This is a genomic window from Inhella proteolytica, from assembly GCF_016093275.1.
Classification (GTDB): Bacteria; Pseudomonadota; Gammaproteobacteria; order Burkholderiales; family Burkholderiaceae_C; genus Inhella; species Inhella proteolytica.
In genome coordinates this window covers 191,977-210,209 of the sequence record NZ_JAEDAK010000002.1, presented here as the reverse complement: position 1 = coordinate 210,209, position 18,233 = coordinate 191,977, and the positions used below count along the sequence as shown (strand labels likewise).

Genomic DNA, 18,233 nt, shown 5'->3' with positions numbered 1-18,233 from the left:
CGGGGCCTTCTCATTTTCTGCAGTGCTCTCTTGATCGGGTGCTGCGGCGCCCTGGCCTAGGATGGCGGGCTGCAGCCGGGAGAGGCTCATGAAGTTTGTAGACGAAGTCACCATCGATGTGGCCGCCGGTAATGGTGGTTCGGGGTGCGCCAGCTTTCGGCGCGAAAAGTTCATCCCTTTCGGCGGGCCGGATGGGGGCGACGGCGGGCGTGGGGGAAGCGTGTACGCGATCGGCGATCGCAGCCTGAACACGCTCATCGACTTCCGCTACGCACGCCGCCATGAGGCGCGCAATGGGGAAGCCGGTCGTGGTTCGGATTGCAATGGCGCCGCGGCCGAAGACATCGTGTTGCGCATGCCGGTTGGCACGATCGTGCGCGATGTCGAAACCGATGAGATCGTGGCCGAGCTGCTGGAGCCGGATCAGAAGGTGCTGCTGGCCAAAGGCGGGGATGGCGGTTTTGGCAACCTGCATTTCAAGAGCAGCACCAACCGCGCGCCGCGCCAGAAGACGCCCGGCTGGCCGGGTGAGGCCAAGACGCTGAAGTTGGAGCTGCGTGTGCTGGCCGACGTGGGTCTGCTGGGGCAACCCAACGCGGGCAAATCCACGCTCATTGCCGCGGTCTCGAACGCCCGGCCGAAGATTGCCGACTACCCGTTCACCACGCTGTATCCCAATCTGGGCGTGGTTCGCGTTGCACCGGAGAAGAGCTTCGTGATGGCCGACATTCCCGGTCTGATCGAAGGTGCAGCCGAGGGTGCCGGCTTGGGCCATCAGTTCCTGCGCCATCTGCAGCGCACTCGGGTCCTGCTGCACCTGGTGGATTTCGCCCCGCTGGACGAGGGCGTGGATCCGGTCGCAGAGGCCAAGGCGATCGTGGCCGAACTGAAGAAGTACGACCCCGAATTGCACGCTAAGCCGCGTTGGCTGGTGCTCAACAAGGTCGACATGGTGCCCGCGGGGGAGCGGGAGGCGAAGGTCAAGGACTTTCTCAAACGCTTCAAGTGGAAAGGGCCGGTCTATGTCATCTCCGGTCTGACGCGCGAGGGCTGCGAACCCTTGCTGCGCGATCTGTACGAGTACGTGGCGGCGCAGAAGAACGCCCCCATCCCCGAGCCCGATCCCCGCTTCGATTCATGACCCCCTTTGCCCCTGTGCAAGGTGCCCGGCGCATCGTCATCAAGATTGGCTCCAGCCTGGTCACGGACGAGGGCCGTGGTGTGGATGCCAAGGCGATTGCCGATTGGTGCCGCCAGCTCAGTGAGTTGGCGGAGCAGGGGGTTGAGGCGCTCATCGTCTCCAGTGGCGCCATTGCCGAAGGCATGAAGCGCTTGGGCTGGCGGGAGCGGCCCAAGGAGGTGCATGCACTCCAGGCGGCGGCGGCGGTGGGGCAGATGGGCCTGGCGCAAATTTACGAGACCAGCCTGCGCGAGCTGGGCCGTGCCAGTGCCCAGGTCTTGCTGACCCATGCCGACTTGTCCGATCGGGAGCGCTACCTCAATGCGCGCAGCACCTTGCTGACCCTGCTGCAGCACCGGGTGTTGCCGGTGATCAACGAGAACGACACCGTCGTCAACGACGAGATCAAGTTCGGAGACAACGACACCCTCGGGGCGCTGGTCACCAACCTGATCGAGGCCGATGCCTTGGTGATCCTGACGGACCAGCGCGGCCTGTACTCGGCCGACCCGCGCAAGAACCCAGAGGCGCAGCTCATCCAGTTCGCGCGTGCGGGGGATCCGGCGTTGGCGCAGATGGCGGGAGGCGCGGGCTCGTCCATCGGTCGCGGTGGCATGTTGACCAAGGTGTTGGCGGCCGAGCGTGCTGCTCGCAGCGGCGCCGCCACCGTGATCGCCTATGGGCGCGAGCCGGACGTGTTGCTGCGCCTGGCTCGCGGTGAGGCGATCGGCACCGCTCTCCAGGCCGATCTGCCCAAGCGGGCCGCGCGCAAGCAGTGGATGGCGGACCACCTGCAGTTGCGTGGCCGTGTCACGGTGGATGAAGGGGCCCAGCGCGCGCTGCGCAGCGAGGGCCGCAGCCTGCTTCCCGTGGGCGTGCGCGAAGTCAGTGGCGAATTCCACCGCGGCGACGTGATTGCCGTGCTCGATGCGCAGGGCAATGAATGCGCACGCGGTCTCGCGAACTACGCCGCGGCCGAGGTGCGCCTGCTGGCCGGACGCGGGAGCCAGGAGATCGAGGCCCTGCTCGGCTATGTGGCCGAGCCGGAGCTGATCCACCGCGACAACCTGGTGCTCAGCGCGGTGTAGTGGCTTCGTCTTCCGGGGGCGAGGTGCCTTCCGATTGCGCGGCGGCGTCCAACGCATGCGCGGATCGCGCCACCGAGCCGTAGGGCGAGCGCGGTGCCGCTTCGCCGCGCACCGGGGCGCGCAGCCCGCCTCGCAGGAAGCGGTTGTGCGGATGCTGGCGCGGCAGGAAGCGCGCCAACTCGTTCAGGGCCAATTCGTACACGCCGCGCTTGAACTCGATCACGGCTTCCAGCGGCACCCAGTACTCGTTCCAACGCCAGGCGTCGAACTCGGGGTGGTCGGTGGCGCGCAGGTTCAGATCGCTGTCGTGGCCCAGCAGCTGCAGCAGGAACCAGATCTGCTTCTGACCCTTGTAATGGCCGCGCGCCTCGCGCCGGATGTAGTGATCGGGCACCTCATAGCGCAGCCAGTCGCGTGTGCGCGCCACGATGCGCACATGCTCGCGTGTCAGCCCCACTTCCTCGTGGAGCTCCCGGTACATCGCCTGCTCAGGCGTCTCTCCGTGCTTGATGCCGCCTTGCGGAAACTGCCAGCTGTGTGTCCGGATGCGTTTGCCCCAGAACACCTGGTTCTTGTTGTTGAGCAGGATGATGCCGACGTTGGGCCTGAAGCCTTCCCGGTCGAGCATAATCAACCTCGAATTTTTGAACTGTCTTGATTGTGCACCCCTATGGGGGGGCTCTCAGGGCAGTGAAATCCTCAATCCCCTTGTCTGACGCGGGCTTGCTGTGTTGCGCGGCAGGCCCTTTTTGCTTTTAGTTCCCGCCATGAAAGCCTCGCAGTTCCTGATCTCCACGCTCAAGGAAGCCCCCGCGGACGCCGAGATCGTCAGCCACAAGCTGATGATGCGCGCCGGCCTGATCAAGCGACTCGGCGCTGGCATCTACAACTACATGCCCATGGGTCTGCGCGTGATCCGCAAGGTGGAGGCCATCATCCGCGAGGAGATGGGCCGCGCCGGCAGCATCGAGATGCTGATGCCCGTGGTGCAGCCGGCCGAGCTCTGGCAGGAAACCGGCCGCTTCGACAAGATGGGCCCCGAGCTGCTGCGCGTGAAGGACCGCCATGGTCGCGACTTCATCATCCAGCCCACCAGCGAAGAGGTGATCACCGACGTCGCCCGGCAGGAACTGCGCAGCTACAAGCAACTGCCCAAGAACCTCTATCACATCCAGACCAAGTTCCGCGACGAGCGCCGGCCCCGTTTTGGCCTGATGCGCGGCCGCGAGTTCACGATGAAGGACGCCTATTCCTTTGACCGTGATGTGGAGTCCGCCGGCAAGAGCTACGACGCCATGTTCGGCGCCTACTGCAAGATCTTTGACCGCCTGGGCCTGGAGTACCGCGCGGTGGCCGCGGATACCGGCGCGATTGGCGGCGATCGCTCGCATGAGTTTCAGGTCATCGCCGAAACCGGCGAGGACGCCATCGTCTACTGCCCGACCAGCAGCTACGCCGCCAACATCGAACTGGCCGAGGCGCTGGCGCCCAGCGCGCCGCGTGGTGCCGCCAGTCAGGCGCTGACACTGACGCCCACGCCGGGCAAGAGCACCTGTGCGGATGTGGCCGACCTGCTGGGCCTGCCGCTGACGCAGACCGTCAAGAGCCTGGTGCTGGCCACCGACACCCTGGATGACAAGGGCGTCGTCACTGGCACGCAGATCTGGTTGCTGCTGGTCCGCGGCGACCACGAGCTCAACGAAGTCAAGGCCGGCAAGGTCAAAGGGCTGAAGGGCGGCTTCCGCTTTGCCACCGCGGGCGAAATTGACGGCGCCTTCGGCTGCAAGCCGGGCTACCTGGGGCCGATCGGTATCAAGGGCGTGAAGATCGTCGCCGACCGCACCGTGGCCGCGATGAGCGACTTCGTCTGCGGTGCCAATCAGCTTGACCACCACTACACCGGTGCCAACTGGGGCCGCGACCTGCCCGAGCCCGACCTGGTGGCCGACATCCGCAATGTCGTGGCCGGCGAGCCCTCGCCGGACGGCCAGGGCGTGCTGGCCATTCAGCGCGGCATCGAGGTCGGCCATGTGTTCTACCTCGGCAAGAAGTACTCCGAGGCGATGAATGCCACCTTCCTGGCTGAGGACGGCAAGCCGCGCCACTTCGAGATGGGCTGCTACGGCATCGGCGTGACCCGCCTGCTGGGCGCAGCCATCGAGCAGGGGCACGACGAGCGCGGCATCATCTGGCCGGTCAGCATGGCGCCTTTCGAAGTGGTGATCTGCCCGATCGGCATGGACCGCAGCGAGTTGGTGCGCGAGCAGGCCCTGAAGCTCTATGAAGAGCTGAAGGCTGCCGGCGTGGACGTGCTGCTGGATGACCGCGGCGAGCGCCCGGGTGCGATGTTTGCCGATTGGGAGCTCGTGGGCGTGCCGCTGCGCGTGGTGCTGGGCGACCGCGGCCTCAAGGAAGGCCTGGCCGAAGTGCAGGGCCGGCGTGATGCCCAGGCCAGCAATGTGGCCCTCGCTGAGCTGCTGGCCCAGGTGCAAGCCCGCCTGAAGGCTTGAGCGCGACGCGTCGCCTGGCGCTGGCGGCGCTGGCGCTGCTGCCCCTGCGCAGCCGCGCCGGGGCCCAGGTCGAAGAGCCGCTGGCCGATTCGGTGCGCTCCGCCCTGAGTGCCTCCATCGCCCAAGCGGCGCCGCCCAAGCCGCAGTTCGATGACATCGAGGCCCGGCTGGTCTACCTGCGTTGGCTGGGCGAGATGAGCCAGCGGATGAAGAAGCGCATGCCCGAGGGGCAGACGCGCATCGAGTTTCTGCAGACGGTCTGGTACGAAAGCCGGCGCGCCGGGCTGGAGACCAGCCTGGTGCTGGGGCTGATTCAGGTGGAAAGCGGCTTTCGCAAATACGCCATCAGCGTGGCGGGTGCGCGCGGCTACATGCAGGTGATGCCCTTCTGGGCGCGTCTGATTGGCGACGGACATGTCTCGCGCCTCTTTCACATGCAGACCAATCTGCGCTTTGGCTGCGTGATCCTGCGCCACTACCTGGACCGCGAGAAGGGCGACCTCTTCATGGCCCTGGGCCGCTACAACGGCAGCCGCGGGCGGGCCGAGTACCCGGACAAGGTGCTGGCCTGCCGCCGCCTGTGGCTGATGCCCGGCGAGCGCTGAGCTATTTGCGCAGGCCCTGCCAGGCCTGCGGTTGGGCGCCGCCGATGCCGCACAGCTGCAGCACGCGCTCCACCGATTCATCGATCAGTGCCTGCACCGAATCGGGCTTCAGGTAGAAGGCCGGCAGCGGCGGGAAGATGATGCCGCCCATCTCGGTCACGGCCGTCATGTTGCGCAGGTGGGCCAGGTTAAGAGGCGTTTCGCGCACCATCAGGATCAGACGGCGGCGCTCCTTGAGCGTGACGTCGGCGGCGCGGGTCAGCAGGTTGTCCGACAGGCCATGCGCGATTGACGCGAGGGTCTTCATCGAGCAAGGCGCCACCACCATTGCATCGGTGACGAAGCTGCCGCTGGCCACGCAGGCGCCCACGTCGCCAGGGGCGTGGGCCTCGTCGGCTTCGGCTTCCAGTTGTTCGCGGCTCAGGGCCAGCTCATGGTGGGCGTTGAGCACACCGGCCGGGCTGACGATCAGATGCGTGCGTACGCCCAAGGCGCGGGCGCGGCGCAGCAGGCCCAGGCCGTAGGCCGCACCGGTGGCGCCGGTGATGCCTACGACGAGTCGTTGCGTCATGCCTGGGTGAGCAGCTGCTGCAGCTCGCCGGACTCGTACATCTCCATCATGATGTCCGAGCCGCCGACGAACTCCCCGTTCACATAGAGCTGGGGGATGGTGGGCCAGTTGGCGTAGTCCTTGATGCCCTGGCGCACTTCGGGGTCCTCCAGCACATTGAAGGTCTCCAGGTCCTGCACGCCGCAGGCCTTGAGGATCTGCACCGCGCGGCCGGAGAAACCGCACATCGGGAACTGGGCCGAGCCCTTCATGAACAGCATCACGCGGTGGCCCTTGACCATGGCGTCGATGCGCTGCTGCACTGCATCCATCGTTTCGTCCTCACGCCGCACGGGTTGCGCGGCAAACAGGGGATTCTAGAAACGGTAGAACAGGCCCATCTGCACCAGGGGCGTGAACTGCAGGCTGCGCAGCGATTGATCCAGGCTTTGGGCAAAGGCATCGCTGTTGCGCAGGCTCAGGCCGGCGCCGCCGCGCATGGCCACACCCAGATCGGCCGAGAAACCCCAGCCCAGGCCCTGGCTGCTGTAGCCGATGCCCACGTAGGGCTGGTGCAGTGCGGATTCATTGGTGCTGCCGGCCAGGCTGCGCTGGCCCAGCGAGATGGCTTGTGGCCCGCCCAGGGCCAGGCCGGCACCGGAGCCGAGCAAGGACATCGGCCCGCTCATCAGTCCGCCGCTGAGCCGCAGGCCGTGGCTGCGTGTGCTGAGGTAGTAGTCGCCCAGCAGGCTGGCGCTGAGCAAACGGGTGCCGCTGAGCTCGTCGCTGGACAGCAACTGCACCCGCGCCTGCCAGCGGGGCGTCTCCTCCAGACCGGGCAGGCGCAGGCCTTCGGCGGCCTGGGCGCTGGCTGCAAAGCTGAGCAGCAAGGCAAGACTGATGTTGCGCATGGCGGGCTCCCGGTTTGGCTCTGGTTTGGCCAACTCTAGCGCTGCCGCTGCGCGCTGACGCTTGAAATGCGCTGAAGGAAAACTTCTTTACGCACCCAGTGAAATGCGGGCGCCGGTGCAGCGCCGGTGGCCGGCCAGATCGAGCCGGTGTTGCGCCGGCGCAAATCCGGCCTGGCGCAGCAGGTCGGCCACGGCATCGGCCTGGTCGAAGCCATGTTCCAGCAGCAGCCAGCCGCCGGGGTTCAGGTGCTGCGGGGCCTGGGCGCAGATCCAACGCAGGTCGTCCAAGCCGTCCGCCCCGGCCGCCAGGGCGCTGATCGGTTCATGGCGCAGCGCGGCCAGGTGCGGGTCATCGGCGGGGATGTAGGGCGGGTTGGAGACGATGAGGTCGAAGCGCTGCCCCACCAGCGGGGCGAACCAGCTGCCCTCGTGCCAGGCAACCGCCAGGCCCAGCCGTTCGCCATTGGTGCGCGCCTGGGCCAGGGCGGCGGTGCTGCGGTCCACGGCGCTCACCTGCGCCTGCGGCCGGGCGGCCTTCAGCGCCAGGGCAATGCAGCCGCTGCCGGTGCCCAGGTCCAGCACGGTGCATGGGGCCTCGGTCGGCAGCAGTTCCAGCGCCCAGTCCACCAGGGTTTCGGTGTCCGGGCGCGGCACCAGGGTCGCGCGGTTGACGTTCAGTTCCAGGCCGTGGAACTCCTTCTGACCGGTCAGATAGGCCAAGGGCACCTCGTCGGCGCGCTGCTGCAGGAGTGCCAGGTATTGCCGAGCCAGCTCGGAGGGCAGGGCCTCGGTGTCGTGCGCGATCAGCCATTCGCGCGGGCGATCCAGCAAATGCGCCAGCAGCAGCTGCGCGTCCAGGCGGGCGATGCCCAGCCGGGCCGCCTGCTGCAGGGCCTCCTGAATGGTCACCGCCGACCTTCCAGCTCGGCCAGTTGCTCGGCGGCCTGGGCGGCCTGCAGGGCGCGGATGACTTCGTCCAGATCGCCCTCCATCACCATGCCCAGCTTGTAGAGCGTCAAGTTGATGCGGTGGTCGGTCAGCCGGCCCTGCGGGAAGTTGTAGGTGCGGATGCGGTCGCTGCGGTCGCCCGTGCCCACCAGGCTCTTGCGGGTGGCGGCTTCCTTGGCTTCGCGGGCGATGCGCTCGCGCTCGCGCAGGCGCGCCAGCAGCACCGCCATGGCCTTGGCCTTGTTGCGGTGCTGGCTGCGGTCGTCCTGGCACTCCGCCACGATGCCGGTGGGCAGGTGCGTGATGCGGATGGCCGAATCGGTCTTGTTGACGTGCTGGCCGCCGGCGCCGCTGGCGCGGAAGGTGTCGATGCGCAGCTCGGCCGGGTTCAGCTCCACCTCGGCGGCCTCGCCGGGGTCGGGCAGCACGGCCACGGTGCAGGCGCTGGTGTGGATGCGGCCCTGCGACTCGGTGGCCGGCACGCGCTGCACGCGGTGGCCGCCGCTCTCGAACTTCAGCTGCCCGTAAGCGCCGTCGCCCTCGATGCGGAACACCACTTCCTTGTAGCCGCCGAGGTCCGACTCGTTCGCGCTCATGATCTCGGTGCGCCAGCCCTGGCGCTCGCAAAAGCGCAGGTACATGCGCGCCAGGTCGCCGGCGAACAGCGCGGATTCATCGCCGCCGGTGCCGGCGCGGATTTCCAGCAGGGCGGGGCGCTCGTCGTCCGGATCCTTGGGCAACAGGGCGAACTGCAGTTGCTGATGCAGGGTCTCCAGCTCGGCGTCGGCGGCGGCGATCTCCTCCCTGGCCATCTCGGCCATGTCGGGGTCGTCCAGCAGCTCCTGCGCGGCGGCGCGGTCGGCCTCGCGCTGCTGGAAGCGGCGCCATTGCGCCACCAGGCCGCCCACCTCGGTCTGTTCCTTGCCGAGCTTGCGCAGGCGTTGCGGGTCGGCATGCACGCTGGGGTCGCCCAGCAGGGCGTCAAGTTCCGCCAGGCGCAGTTCCAGGCGCTGGAACTGCTGGCGCAGGGAATCGCGCATCACTCCAGCTCTTTCATCATGAAGACCGAGAGGGGATCCTCGGCGTAGGCCCCGAAGGGACCGATGCGGACAAAGCCGGCGCGCTCGTACAGGCCCAGGGCCTCGGGCTGGCGGCAACCGGTTTCCAGGTAGAGCCTTTTCGCGTCCTGTTGGCGGGCATGCTGCTCCAGCGCCTGCAGGATCAGGCGCCCCAGGCCTTGGCCGCGCAGGGCGGGACGCACGTACATGCGCTTGAGCTCTCCCGCGGGCTCGCCATCCACGGGGGCCACGAGCACCGCCCCGCAGGCTTGTGCCTCGCCCGAGGCGTCACGCGCCACCAGGAAGTGCACCTCGGGCGCACACAAGGCCTCGATGTCGATGCCATGGTGGCTCTCGATCGGGTAGAGCGGGATCTGGTAGGCGTCGAGCTCGTCGATCAGCGCCCGCACCGCCGGCTGGCGGGGCGATTCGACCGCCAGCGTGAAGACGGTGCTCATTGGTTGACCTTCCGGTCACTTCGTGACCACCTCCCCAGGGGAGGAACGCGCCCCCTTCGGAGCGGCCGTGCGGGGGCGCTCATCGCTCGTGGGTGCGCAGAAACAGGCGCTGGATCAAGGCCTCGAGCTGGCGGCGCTCCTCGCCCTGGGCGCCATGCAGTTCGGCCAGCAGGCCATGCATCAGCTTGTGGCTGAACTGGTGGGCAAAGGCGTCCAGCGCGGCCTCGGGGGCCTCGCCGCGCTGCAGTTGGCGGCGCGCACGCGCCAGCGCTTGCTGGCGCCAGTCGTCCACCTGGTGCTGCAGGGCTTGGATCAGCGGCACCGAGTGGCGCTGGTCCAGCCACTGCGCAAAGCCCTGCACGCCTTGGTCGACGATGGCCTCGGCCTGGGCCACGGCGGCCTGGCGCTTCTCGCCGGCGGTCTGCACCAGGGCGGAGAGGTCGTCCACGCTGTAGAGGTAGGCGTCGTTCAACTCGCCCACGGCGGGTTCGATGTCGCGTGGCACGGCCAGGTCCACCAGGAACATCGGGCGGCGGCGGCGCGCCTTCAGCGCGCGCTCCACCATGGGCCTGAGGATCAGCGGCAGCTGGCTGGCGGTGCAGCTGATGATGGCGTCGAACTGGTGCAACTGGGTGCTGACTTCGGCCAGCGGCATCGTGTCGCCGCCCAGGTGCTGGGCCAACTGCTCGGCGCGCGCGGCGGTGCGGTTGGCAATCACCAAGGCGGCCGGATGCTGGGCGGCGAAGTGGGTGGCGGCGAGCTGGATCATTTCGCCGGCACCGATGCACAGCACCCGCACGCGCTTCAAGTCCTCGAACAGCTGGGCGGCCAGGCGCACGGCGGCTGCCGCCATGGAGATCGAGTGGGCGCCGATCTCGGTGCTGGTGCGCACCTCCTTGGCCACCTGGAAGCTGCGCTGGAACAGCTGGTGCAGGGTGCTGCCCAGCGTGCCGGCGGCGTCGGCCTCGCGCACGGCCTGCTTGAACTGGCCGAGGATTTGCGGTTCGCCCAGCACCATGGAGTCCAGCCCCGAGGCCACGCGAAAGGCATGACGCGCGGCATCGCTGTCGCGCTGCACGTAGGTGTGGGGTCTGAGGGTGCTGCTTTCCAGCCCGGCACGCTCGGCCATCCAGCCCTGCGCCACCTCGGCCAAGCCCGAGGGCCCAGCCACATAGAGCTCGGTGCGGTTGCAGGTGGACAGCAGGGCCACCTCGGCCTTTGCCATGGGGGCGGCGGCCTGCAGACGCTGCTGCAGCGCCTGCACCTGGGGCACGAGTTGATCGGGGTTGAAGGCCAGCTTTTCACGCAGCGCCAGGGGGGCGGACGCGTGATTGAGGCCGAGGGCGAAAACGGGCATTGGGGCGGATTCTAAAATTTTGACCCCATGTCCTTCTTGACCTTGTTCTGGCATCTCGCCAATTTCCTTGCTGCGCCCCTGGCGGTGGCGGCGCTACTGGTGCTGCTGGCCAAGGGCCTGGTGTGGCGTCAGCCCCTGCGGGCGGCGGGCTGGAAGCGGCTGTGGGGGGAGGCTGCGGCGGCGGCGCTGCTCGGGCAGATCGCCGCCTTGGCGCTCTGGGGCGTCGAGGGCAAGCTGCTGGGTTACGCCCTGATGCTGGGCCTGATGGTGCTGCCGCTGGGCTGGCGGCTCTCAAGAGCTTGAGCCGGGCCGCGCGGCGGCGCTGATCAGTCCAGCGGCGGGCGCAGCAAACGCCAGGCCGCCCAGGCGGCCAGCGCCAGCAGCGCCGCCGTGAAGGCCCAGCGCCCCAGGGTGGCCAGGGTGGCGTTGCGGCGCTCCAGATAGGCCTGCTCGGCCAGCGCCTTCAGCGCCGGGTGCTGGGCCAGATGCGCCTCGATGCGCTCCTTGGCCTCTTTCAGCCCCAGCCCGGGCTGCTGCTCGCGCAGCCGGCGGATGGCCTCGATCAGCTGGCCCTGCTGCAAGGCCTGGTGCACGGCGTCGCCCACCGGCCCTTGGGCTGCCGGGCGCGGCGCGGCGGCGGTGGGCAGGCGGCCGCCGTCCACCGCATCCTTGGCTTCCTTCAGGCCCAGGCCGGTGAGCTCGCGCAGGCGCTTGATCGCTTCCAGGGTCTGGCCGTTGCGCAGCAGTTGCTGGATCTCGGGGGGCAGGGGCTGCATCTCACCCTCTCATTCGCGCGGGAAGCGCTCGAACCAGGGCTGGGCCTGTTCCAGCTGGGTCGCCAGCTGCAGCAGCAGGGCCTCGCTGCCATGCGGGCCATGGAACTGCACGCCCAGGGGCAGGCCTTCGGTCGTCCAGTGCAGGGGCAGGCTGATGGCGGGGGTGCCCGTCACATTGGCCAGCTGGGTGAAGGGCACATGGCGCAGGTTGTCGCGCGCGATCTGCGCCACCGCGGCGTCCAGCAGGCCCAGGCGGGAGAGCAGGCCGAGCAGGCCGCTGGCGCGCAGGGCCTTGAGCACCATCATCTGCAGCGGGGGTGGGTCGCCGGTGCCATGCGGCACCGGGGGCGAGGCCAGCGTGGGCGTGAGGTAAAGGTCGAACTGCTGGTGGTAGCGACCGAGCGCACGTGCAAAGCCGTTCCATTGGTCCAGCACCGTCACCACCTGGGCGGCGCTCTGGCCGCGGCCCAGCGTGGCCATGATGCGCGTGAGCGGCTCGAAGTCCGCCGCACGCGCGCCCTGCGCCACGGCCTGGTCGATCGCGGCCGGGATGAGCGCGAAGTACATCTGCAGGAAGGTCTGCGCCAGCGCCGCGCCGTCGATTTCGGGCTCGGCCTCGGTCACCTCATGGCCGAGCCGGCGCAGCAGCGTGAGCGTGCGCTGCACGGCCTCCACTGCCTCGGGGTGCACTTCCGTGCCGATGGGCGAGGCCGTGCTCCAGCCGATCTTCAGGCGCCGCGGTGCCTGCATCGCCAGCTCTGCAAACGGGGCGGGCGGCGGGGCGATGACGAAGGGGTCGCCGGGTTCGGGGCCGGAGAGGATGTCCAGCATGGCGGCGCTGTCGCGCACCGAGCGGGTGATCACGCCCTGGCTGTTGCAGCCAAGCCAGACCTCGCCGAAGCCCGGGCCTTCCGAGATGCGCCCGCGCGAGGGGCGTAGGCCCACCAGGCCGCAGCAGGCGGCGGGAATGCGGATGGAGCCGCCACCGTCCCCCCCACCGGCCATGGGCACGATGCCGGCGGCCACCGCCGCGGCCGCGCCGCCGCTGCTGCCGCCCGGCGTGCGGCCCGGGTCCCAGGGGTTGGACGTGCGTCCGTAGGCGGCCGGGTCGGTCACGCCCTTCAGCGCCAGCTCCGGGCTGTTGGTCTTGCCGAAGATCACCAGGCCGGCGCCGCGGCAGCGCTGGGTGTAGTGGCTGTCCTGCGCGGCCTGGGTGCGAATGGCGCGGCTGCCGTAGCTGGTGGGCACGCCCTGCACGTCGTGGCCGGCGTCCTTGAGCAGGAAGGGCACGCCGGCAAAGGGCCCGTGCACGCCGGCTTCGATCTGTGCGCCGGCTTCCTTTTCCAGCAGGCGCGCCACCGGGTTGAGCCTGGGCTGCACGGTCTGCAGACGCGTCAGGGCCGTCACCAGCAGGTCCAGCGGCGTGGTCTTGCCGGCCTGCACCAGGGCCGCCAGGGCGGTGGCGTCGTGGCGGCGGTAGTCGTTGAAGTTCATGGGCGCAGACGGGCTTGAGGGCCGTAGTCTGCGGGAGCCCGGCGGCCCGCCGGCCTGACGTTTGCTCGGGGGTAAGGCCCCTTGATCAAGCGGCCGCGGCGAGCTGCACGGCGCGTCCAGTCAGGCGCTGCGCCAGGCCGCTGGTCAGCCGCGTCACCAGGCCGTAGATTGAGAGCTGCGGGTTGGCGCCGATGCTGGTGGGGAAGAGGCTGCCGTCGTGCACGCTCAAGTTCTGCAACTGCCAGTGCTTGCCGTCCGGGCGGCAGACGCCGAGCTGCTCGTTGCCGGCCAGGTTGCAGCCGCCCATCACATGGGCGCTCACCACGCGGGTGCTGAGCGGCCGGTAGTCCAGCGCCTGGATGGCGGCCTTGGCCTCGGCCCAGCTCTTGTAGGGCGCGGCCTGCTCATGCAGGGGTTGCACCGTCCGCGCGCCGGCCGCGAACTGGATCTCGGCCATCGCCAGGTAGGCGCGGCGCACGCCGTCCATCAGGGTGGCGGTGAGCGGGTAGTCCAGCACCGGGCTGCCATCGCTGCGCAGCTGCACCTGGCCGCCGGGGGCGTCGGGGTGGAAGCCGTCGCGCAGCAGGGCCAGCAGCACCTGGGTGTGCGGGAAGTCCTTCAGCTGCTGGGCCATGCCAGGCCCGAAGCCGGCCATGGTGGTGGCCATGATGACGGGGTAGAGCGGCGGCGCCTCCAGCTTGAAGCCGATGGCACCGTCGATGGCCTGGGTCTCGAGGTAGTGGTCGGAATAAATGGATTGCGGCGCGCCGGCCCAGCCCTCGATGCGTTCGTCGAACTGCGCCGAGGTGCCCACGGTGGGGTGCAGGAAGGTGCGCCGGCCCAGCAGGCCGTGGGGGTCGGGCGCCTGAGAGCGCAGCAGCAGCGCCGGCGAGTTGATGGCGCCACCGGCCAGCACCACATGCCGGGCCTTGATCACGCAGGCGCCCGGCTGCGCGGCACTGTTCAGGCTGACGGGGACGCAGTGCAGGGCCTGGATGGTCTGGCCGTCGTGTTGCAGACGCTGCACGCGCGTCTGCACGAAGAGCTGGGCGCCGGCCTCCAGGGCGGCGGGCAGGGTGGTCACCAGCATGGACTGCTTGGCGTTGGTCGGGCAGCCCATGCCGCAGCTGCCCAGGTTCCAGCAGCCCTTCACATTGCGGCGGATGTGCGGGGTCTTGATACCGAGCTTGTTGGCGCCGCGCTCCAGCACGGTGTTGTTGGCGTTCGGCGCGGTCAGCCAGTCGCTGACGTTCAGGCGCTGTTCCGCCTGCGCGAACCAGGGGGCCATCTGCTCCGGGCCGAAGTCGCCCAGGCCGAAGTGCTGCTGCCAGTACGCCAGCGTGGCCGCGGGGGTGCGGAAGCTGCTGGTCCAGTTGACCGTGGTGCTGCCGCCCACGCAGCGGCCCTGCAGGATGGTGATGCCCTTGTCCGCCGTCTTGCGGCCGGCCGATTCCTGGTACAGCTGTGGGTAGGCCTCGGCCTCGCGCTGGCGGAAATGGCGGCTGCTGCGCAGCGGGCCTTCCTCGATCACCAGCACCTTCAGACCGGCCTTGCTCAGCATCTCGGCCGTGATGCCGCCCCCGGCACCGCTGCCGATGATGGCCACGTCCACCGCTACTTCGGCGGGCAGGGCGCCATGCTCGCCGCCACGCACTTGCCAGCCACGCGCCAGGCCCTCTTGAATCGGATCGGGGAGGGAGCTCATCAAATCTCTCGGGGGCCTGGGTAGCCCATCGTGGCCCAGGCGGAAGGCTGGCTGTAGAAGGCCGCGCAGTTCAGGTCGCGCAGCGCGAAGTACACCTGCTGGCGCAAGGCCAGGCGGCTGTGGCGCAGGCTTTGCAGCGCGGCGCTCAGCGCGGGCAGGGGCTGCTCGTGCAGGGGCTTGGCCATGCCCAGCAGACCCAGGCGGCCGGGGCCGTTGGCGATCAGGCCCATCAGCTGCTCCAGCTCGGCCTGCACCGCCGGCGGCAGGCCGGCGAAGAGCTTTTCCAGTTCGTCCAGGTGGCGGCTCAGCGCGGCCTCATCGGCCGGCAGCGCGCCTTCCAGCACGGCGCGCGCCACGGCCCCCATGGCCTGGCGGCCGGCGGGGGTGAGCTTGGGGCCTTGCAGGCCCGGGGTCCAGAAGGCGGCAATGCCGCCGGCCAGGCCCAGCAGCACCGCGCCGCCCAGGCCCAGCTTCAGCAGGGAGCGGCGCTGCATCAGGACAGCTTGCGCAGCACGCCCAGCAGGCCCTCGAACACCTTGCCGTAGGGCGGGTAGAACAGGCGCGTGCCGGCCATCATGGGGTTGCTGAACACCGGCTTCTCCTTCGAGAAGGTGCGGAAGCCCCACTCGCCGTGGTAGTGGCCCTGGCCGCTGGCGCCCACGCCGCCGAAGGGCTGGTCTTCCTGCCCAAGGTGCCAGATGCAGTCGTTGATGGTGACACCGCCCGCATGCGTTTCGCGCAGGATGCGCTGCTGCGCTTTCTCGTCGTGGCCAAAGATGTAGAGCGCGAGCGGGCGCTCGCCCTGCTGCACGATGTGGATGGCCTGGTCGAGCTTGTCGTAGGGCAGCAGGGGCAGGATGGGGCCGAACAGCTCCTCGCGCATCACGCCCATCTCGGGTTCGGCGTTCAGCACCAGGGTGGGCATGAGCTTGCGCTCGTGCGGGTCCAGCTCTTCCTCGTGCGAGCGCAGCAGCTTGGCACCGCCTTGTTCGGCCTCGGCCAGCAGGTCCAGCAGGCGCTGGTGGTGGCGGGGCGAGACGATGGCGCTGTAGTCCGGGTTGTCGGCCAGCGTCGGGTAGAAGCGCCGCATGGCCGCCAGGATGGCCTTGGCCAGCTCGGGCAGCATGCGGCGCGGGCACAGGATGTAGTCCGGCGCCACGCAGGTCTGGCCGGCGTTCAGCAGCTTGGAAAAGGCCAGGCGCTCGGCGGTGACGCTCAGGTTGGCGTCGCTCAGCACGATCACCGGGCTCTTGCCGCCCAGCTCCAGCGTCACCGGCGTCAGGTTCGCGGCGGCGGCCTGGGCCACATGGCGGCCCACGGCGGTGGAGCCGGTGAAGAACAGGTGGTCAAAGGGCAGGCGCGCGAAGGCGGCAGCCATCTTGGCGTCGCCGGTCACGACCTGGAATTCTTCGGGAGCGAAGAACTCGCCCACCGTCTGCGCCAGCAGTTCGGAGCAGCGCGGCGTCAGCTCGCTGGGCTTGACGATCACCCGGTTGCCGGCGGCCATGGCGGCCACGGCGGGCGTGAGCGCCAGGTAGATCGGGTAGTTCCAGGGCGAGATGACGCCCACCACGCCCAGGGGTTGCGGCATCAGGCGGTTGTGGCCGGGCAGGAAGTGCAGGGCGGTGGAGATGCGCCGCACCTTCATCCAGCTGGCCAGGTTGCGCAGCGCATGGTTCACCGCGGCCTCGGCGGTGAAGAGTTCGGTCAGCCGCGTTTCGTGCACGCTGCGGTGGCCGAAGTCCGCGTCCACCGCCTTGGCAAAAGCGTCGCCATGCTTCTGCACCAGGGCGCGCACGCGCTCCAGGCGGTCGCGCCGCGTGGCCAGGGTGGGGTAGGGCTCGGCCCGGAAGGCGGCACGCTGCTGCTGGAGCAGCAATTGCAGGCGTTCGTTCAGTTGGTGGTCCATGGCGGGTACTGCAGAAGTCGGCGCAGGCTAATGGCGATCGGCCATGCTCACCCCAAGGACTTGCCCGTGCTTAGAGCCGGGGCTCTAGAGTGAGGCTCCGCAAGGAGGAATCTGATGAAAGTCGGTGTTTTGACCGGTGGGGGCGACTGCCCCGGCCTGAATGCGGTGATCCGCGCCGTCACCCTGGCGCTGTGCCAGGCCGATGCGCGCACCGAGGTGCTGGGCATCCAGCGCGGCTTCTGGGGCCTGGTGGAAGACCGCCTGCAGCCGCTGCGGCCCACGGCCGTGCGCGACCTGCTGGACGAGGGCGGCACGGTGCTGGGCACGCACAACCGCGCCGACCCCTTCGATTGGCAGGGCCGCGACGCCTCGGCCGAGGCCCTGGCCACGGTCGAGCGCCATGGCATCGAGGCCCTGGTGGTCATCGGCGGTGACGGCAGCCTGACCATCGCCGACCGCTTTGCCCGCCTGGGCCTGCCCATCGTCGGCGTGCCCAAGACGATCGACAACGACATCGCCGACAACGAGCGCAGCTTCGGCTTCGACTCCGCCGTGGCCGTGGTGGCCGATGCGCTCACACGCCTCAAGACCACCGCGCACAGCCATGGCCGCGTGATGGTGCTGGAGACCATGGGCCGCAACGCCGGCTGGATCGCGCTGGAAGGCGGCCTGGCCGGCGGGGCCGACGCCATCCTGCTGCCCGAGCAGCCCTTTCACCTGGACGCCCTGACCGAACGCCTGCAGCGCCGCGTGGCCGAGCAGGGCCATGCCCTGGTCTGCGTGGCCGAGGGCGCCACCCTGGCCGACGGTGCGCAGCATTGGCAGCAGCTGGGCGGCGTGGCGCGGCTCGGCGGCATCGGCCAGGCGCTGACGCACGAGCTCGACCAGCGCCTGGGCAAGCAGGGCACCGAGGTGCGCGCCACCCTGCTCGGCCATCTGCAGCGCGGCGGCGCGCCCACGGCCTTCGACCGCGTGCTCTCCACCCGCTTCGGCGTGGCCGCCGCCCAGGCCCTGCGCGAGCGCGCCTTCGGCCACACCATCGCCCTGCAGGGCGACCGCTGCGTGCGTGTGCCCCTGAGCGCCGTGGCCGGACGCCAGCGCTGCGTGCCGCCCGGGCACGAACTGCTGGACTGCGCCGCGGTGGTGTGCGCGTGATGCCGATCGAGTTCCGCCCCGCCGAACCCGGCCCGCTGCGCGCGCTCAACCTCGAATACATGGGCTGGATCGACGCCCAGCTGGCGGCGCACTTCGGGGTCTCGCTGGTCGAGGTGAACGGCCGTTCGATCGAGCAGTATGTGGATGCCACGCTGGACAAGGTCTGCGGCGAGCCGCCGCCGCGCGGCTGCTTCCATCTGCTGTGGCAGGGCGGCGAAGCCTTGGGCATGGGCGGCCTGCGCACGCTGACACCCGGCGTGGGCGAGATCAAGCGCGTCTACCTGCGCCCCGCCGCGCGCGGCCGCGGCCTGGCCGAGGCCCTGCTGCAGCGCCTGCTGGCCGATGCGCGCAGCTTTGGCCTGCACACCCTGCGCCTGGACAGCGCGCCCTTCATGGCCGCCGCCCAGGCCCTGTACGAGCGCCACGGCTTCGTGGACCGCGCGCCGTACCCGGAGACCGAGGTGCCGGTGCATTTCCAGGGCCGCTGGCGCTTCATGGAGCGTGCGCTCTGAGCCCGACACTCCCGGCC

General features: G+C 69.5%; 19 protein-coding genes and 1 pseudogene. 7 read left to right on the top strand and 13 right to left on the bottom strand.

Annotated features, from left to right (window positions below):
- The first annotated feature begins 88 nt into the window (after positions 1-88).
- Together cgtA and proB are read left to right on the top strand one after the other, a co-directional pair.
- Entirely contained in the window at positions 89-1,141 is a 1,053-nt protein-coding gene (gene cgtA / locus I7X39_RS03580) for an Obg family GTPase CgtA (RefSeq protein ID WP_198109898.1), read from the top strand.
- Positions 1,138-2,268 carry a glutamate 5-kinase gene (gene proB, locus I7X39_RS03575; protein ID WP_198109597.1) on the top strand — a complete coding sequence of 377 codons (1,131 nt, stop codon included), beginning with the start codon at positions 1,138-1,140 and terminating at the stop codon, positions 2,266-2,268. The genes cgtA and proB overlap by 4 nt, the downstream gene beginning before the upstream one ends.
- Here proB and I7X39_RS03570 read toward each other — a convergent pair.
- Complete coding sequence (locus I7X39_RS03570; protein WP_232351685.1) at positions 2,255-2,896, bottom strand: RNA pyrophosphohydrolase; 642 nt, start codon at positions 2,894-2,896, stop codon at positions 2,255-2,257. The genes proB and I7X39_RS03570 overlap by 14 nt on opposite strands.
- A gap of 139 nt (positions 2,897-3,035) precedes the next feature.
- Between I7X39_RS03570 and I7X39_RS03565 the strand changes: the two genes are divergently transcribed.
- Both I7X39_RS03565 and I7X39_RS03560 read left to right on the top strand, forming a co-directional pair.
- Positions 3,036-4,778, top strand: coding sequence for a proline--tRNA ligase (locus tag I7X39_RS03565; protein WP_198109596.1), 1,743 nt, complete (start codon positions 3,036-3,038; stop codon positions 4,776-4,778).
- Complete coding sequence (locus I7X39_RS03560; RefSeq protein WP_198109595.1) at positions 4,775-5,383, top strand: lytic transglycosylase domain-containing protein; 609 nt, start codon at positions 4,775-4,777, stop codon at positions 5,381-5,383. Before I7X39_RS03565 ends, I7X39_RS03560 begins: the two co-directional genes overlap by 4 nt.
- A gap of 1 nt (position 5,384) precedes the next feature.
- Here the strand turns inward: I7X39_RS03560 and I7X39_RS03555 are convergent, their stop codons facing one another.
- The 7 genes from I7X39_RS03555 to hemA all read right to left on the bottom strand — a co-directional run bounded on the left by I7X39_RS03555 (position 5,385) and on the right by hemA (position 10,665).
- Complete coding sequence (locus I7X39_RS03555) at positions 5,385-5,954, bottom strand: UbiX family flavin prenyltransferase (RefSeq protein WP_198109594.1); 570 nt, start codon at positions 5,952-5,954, stop codon at positions 5,385-5,387.
- Positions 5,951-6,265 carry a Grx4 family monothiol glutaredoxin gene (gene grxD, locus I7X39_RS03550; protein ID WP_198109593.1) on the bottom strand — a complete coding sequence of 105 codons (315 nt, stop codon included), beginning with the start codon at positions 6,263-6,265 and terminating at the stop codon, positions 5,951-5,953. Before grxD ends, I7X39_RS03555 begins: the two co-directional genes overlap by 4 nt.
- A gap of 45 nt (positions 6,266-6,310) precedes the next feature.
- The gene (locus I7X39_RS03545) at positions 6,311-6,844 is read right to left on the bottom strand and encodes a hypothetical protein (RefSeq protein WP_198109592.1); all 534 of its coding nucleotides are present in this window, start codon (positions 6,842-6,844) and stop codon (positions 6,311-6,313) included.
- A gap of 87 nt (positions 6,845-6,931) precedes the next feature.
- Positions 6,932-7,753: a peptide chain release factor N(5)-glutamine methyltransferase gene (gene prmC / locus I7X39_RS03540; RefSeq protein ID WP_198109591.1), complete on the bottom strand. Its 822-nt coding sequence runs from the start codon at positions 7,751-7,753 to the stop codon at positions 6,932-6,934.
- Positions 7,750-8,832 (bottom strand): peptide chain release factor 1, encoded by a 1,083-nt coding sequence (prfA, locus tag I7X39_RS03535; RefSeq protein WP_198109590.1) that lies wholly within the window; start codon positions 8,830-8,832, stop codon positions 7,750-7,752. The genes prmC and prfA overlap by 4 nt, the downstream gene beginning before the upstream one ends.
- Positions 8,832-9,308 (bottom strand): GNAT family N-acetyltransferase, encoded by a 477-nt coding sequence (locus I7X39_RS03530; RefSeq protein ID WP_198109589.1) that lies wholly within the window; start codon positions 9,306-9,308, stop codon positions 8,832-8,834. The genes prfA and I7X39_RS03530 overlap by 1 nt, the downstream gene beginning before the upstream one ends.
- A 79-nt stretch (positions 9,309-9,387) precedes the next feature.
- Positions 9,388-10,665: a glutamyl-tRNA reductase gene (gene hemA, locus I7X39_RS03525; RefSeq protein ID WP_198109588.1), complete on the bottom strand. Its 1,278-nt coding sequence runs from the start codon at positions 10,663-10,665 to the stop codon at positions 9,388-9,390.
- Positions 10,666-10,692: 27 nt separating this feature from the next.
- On the opposite strand from hemA, the gene I7X39_RS03520 reads away from it, so the two are divergent.
- Positions 10,693-10,968: a hypothetical protein gene (locus I7X39_RS03520; RefSeq protein ID WP_198109587.1), complete on the top strand. Its 276-nt coding sequence runs from the start codon at positions 10,693-10,695 to the stop codon at positions 10,966-10,968.
- A gap of 305 nt (positions 10,969-11,273) precedes the next feature.
- On the opposite strand, the pseudogene I7X39_RS23785 reads toward I7X39_RS03520, so the two are convergent.
- The 5 genes and pseudogenes from I7X39_RS23785 to I7X39_RS03495 all read right to left on the bottom strand — a co-directional run.
- A pseudogene (locus I7X39_RS23785) lies at positions 11,274-11,390 on the bottom strand (ribosomal protein L7/L12); the annotation flags it as partial.
- Positions 11,391-11,450: 60 nt separating this feature from the next.
- On the bottom strand, positions 11,451-12,935 hold the full coding sequence (locus I7X39_RS03510; RefSeq protein ID WP_198109585.1) for an amidase: 1,485 nt from the start codon (positions 12,933-12,935) through the stop codon (positions 11,451-11,453).
- An 85-nt stretch (positions 12,936-13,020) separates the two neighbouring features.
- Positions 13,021-14,640 (bottom strand): GMC family oxidoreductase, encoded by a 1,620-nt coding sequence (locus I7X39_RS03505; protein ID WP_198109584.1) that lies wholly within the window; start codon positions 14,638-14,640, stop codon positions 13,021-13,023.
- Positions 14,640-15,134 carry a hypothetical protein gene (locus tag I7X39_RS03500; RefSeq protein ID WP_198109583.1) on the bottom strand — a complete coding sequence of 165 codons (495 nt, stop codon included), beginning with the start codon at positions 15,132-15,134 and terminating at the stop codon, positions 14,640-14,642. Before I7X39_RS03500 ends, I7X39_RS03505 begins: the two co-directional genes overlap by 1 nt.
- Positions 15,134-16,549, bottom strand: coding sequence for a coniferyl aldehyde dehydrogenase (locus tag I7X39_RS03495; RefSeq protein ID WP_198109582.1), 1,416 nt, complete (start codon positions 16,547-16,549; stop codon positions 15,134-15,136). The genes I7X39_RS03500 and I7X39_RS03495 overlap by 1 nt, the downstream gene beginning before the upstream one ends.
- Before the next feature lie 114 nt (positions 16,550-16,663).
- On the opposite strand from I7X39_RS03495, the gene I7X39_RS03490 reads away from it, so the two are divergent.
- On the top strand, positions 16,664-17,704 hold the full coding sequence (locus I7X39_RS03490; RefSeq protein ID WP_198109581.1) for a 6-phosphofructokinase: 1,041 nt from the start codon (positions 16,664-16,666) through the stop codon (positions 17,702-17,704).
- On the top strand, positions 17,704-18,216 hold the full coding sequence (locus I7X39_RS03485) for a GNAT family N-acetyltransferase (protein WP_232351684.1): 513 nt from the start codon (positions 17,704-17,706) through the stop codon (positions 18,214-18,216). Before I7X39_RS03490 ends, I7X39_RS03485 begins: the two co-directional genes overlap by 1 nt.
- Positions 18,217-18,233: the final 17 nt, after the last annotated feature.

Excerpts from the sequence above, each read along its gene's own strand:
- I7X39_RS03545 (WP_198109592.1), bottom strand. The coding sequence starts at position 6,844 with ATGCGCAACATCAGTCTTGCCTTGCTGCTCAGCTTTGCAGCCAGCGCC.
- hemA (WP_198109588.1), bottom strand. The coding sequence starts at position 10,665 with ATGCCCGTTTTCGCCCTCGGCCTCAATCACGCGTCCGCCCCCCTGGCG.
- I7X39_RS03555 (WP_198109594.1), bottom strand. The coding sequence starts at position 5,954 with ATGACGCAACGACTCGTCGTAGGCATCACCGGCGCCACCGGTGCGGCC.
- grxD (WP_198109593.1), bottom strand. The coding sequence starts at position 6,265 with ATGGATGCAGTGCAGCAGCGCATCGACGCCATGGTCAAGGGCCACCGC.
- cgtA (WP_198109898.1), top strand. The coding sequence starts at position 89 with ATGAAGTTTGTAGACGAAGTCACCATCGATGTGGCCGCCGGTAATGGT.
- I7X39_RS03500 (WP_198109583.1), bottom strand. The coding sequence starts at position 15,134 with ATGCAGCGCCGCTCCCTGCTGAAGCTGGGCCTGGGCGGCGCGGTGCTG.
- prfA (WP_198109590.1), bottom strand. The coding sequence starts at position 8,832 with ATGCGCGATTCCCTGCGCCAGCAGTTCCAGCGCCTGGAACTGCGCCTG.
- I7X39_RS03505 (WP_198109584.1), bottom strand. The coding sequence starts at position 14,640 with ATGAGCTCCCTCCCCGATCCGATTCAAGAGGGCCTGGCGCGTGGCTGG.
- I7X39_RS03530 (WP_198109589.1), bottom strand. The coding sequence starts at position 9,308 with ATGAGCACCGTCTTCACGCTGGCGGTCGAATCGCCCCGCCAGCCGGCG.
- I7X39_RS03520 (WP_198109587.1), top strand. The coding sequence starts at position 10,693 with ATGTCCTTCTTGACCTTGTTCTGGCATCTCGCCAATTTCCTTGCTGCG.
- I7X39_RS03490 (WP_198109581.1), top strand. The coding sequence starts at position 16,664 with ATGAAAGTCGGTGTTTTGACCGGTGGGGGCGACTGCCCCGGCCTGAAT.
- I7X39_RS03570 (WP_232351685.1), bottom strand. The coding sequence starts at position 2,896 with ATGCTCGACCGGGAAGGCTTCAGGCCCAACGTCGGCATCATCCTGCTC.
- I7X39_RS03510 (WP_198109585.1), bottom strand. The coding sequence starts at position 12,935 with ATGAACTTCAACGACTACCGCCGCCACGACGCCACCGCCCTGGCGGCC.
- proB (WP_198109597.1), top strand. The coding sequence starts at position 1,138 with ATGACCCCCTTTGCCCCTGTGCAAGGTGCCCGGCGCATCGTCATCAAG.
- I7X39_RS03485 (WP_232351684.1), top strand. The coding sequence starts at position 17,704 with ATGCCGATCGAGTTCCGCCCCGCCGAACCCGGCCCGCTGCGCGCGCTC.
- I7X39_RS03565 (WP_198109596.1), top strand. The coding sequence starts at position 3,036 with ATGAAAGCCTCGCAGTTCCTGATCTCCACGCTCAAGGAAGCCCCCGCG.
- I7X39_RS03495 (WP_198109582.1), bottom strand. The coding sequence starts at position 16,549 with ATGGACCACCAACTGAACGAACGCCTGCAATTGCTGCTCCAGCAGCAG.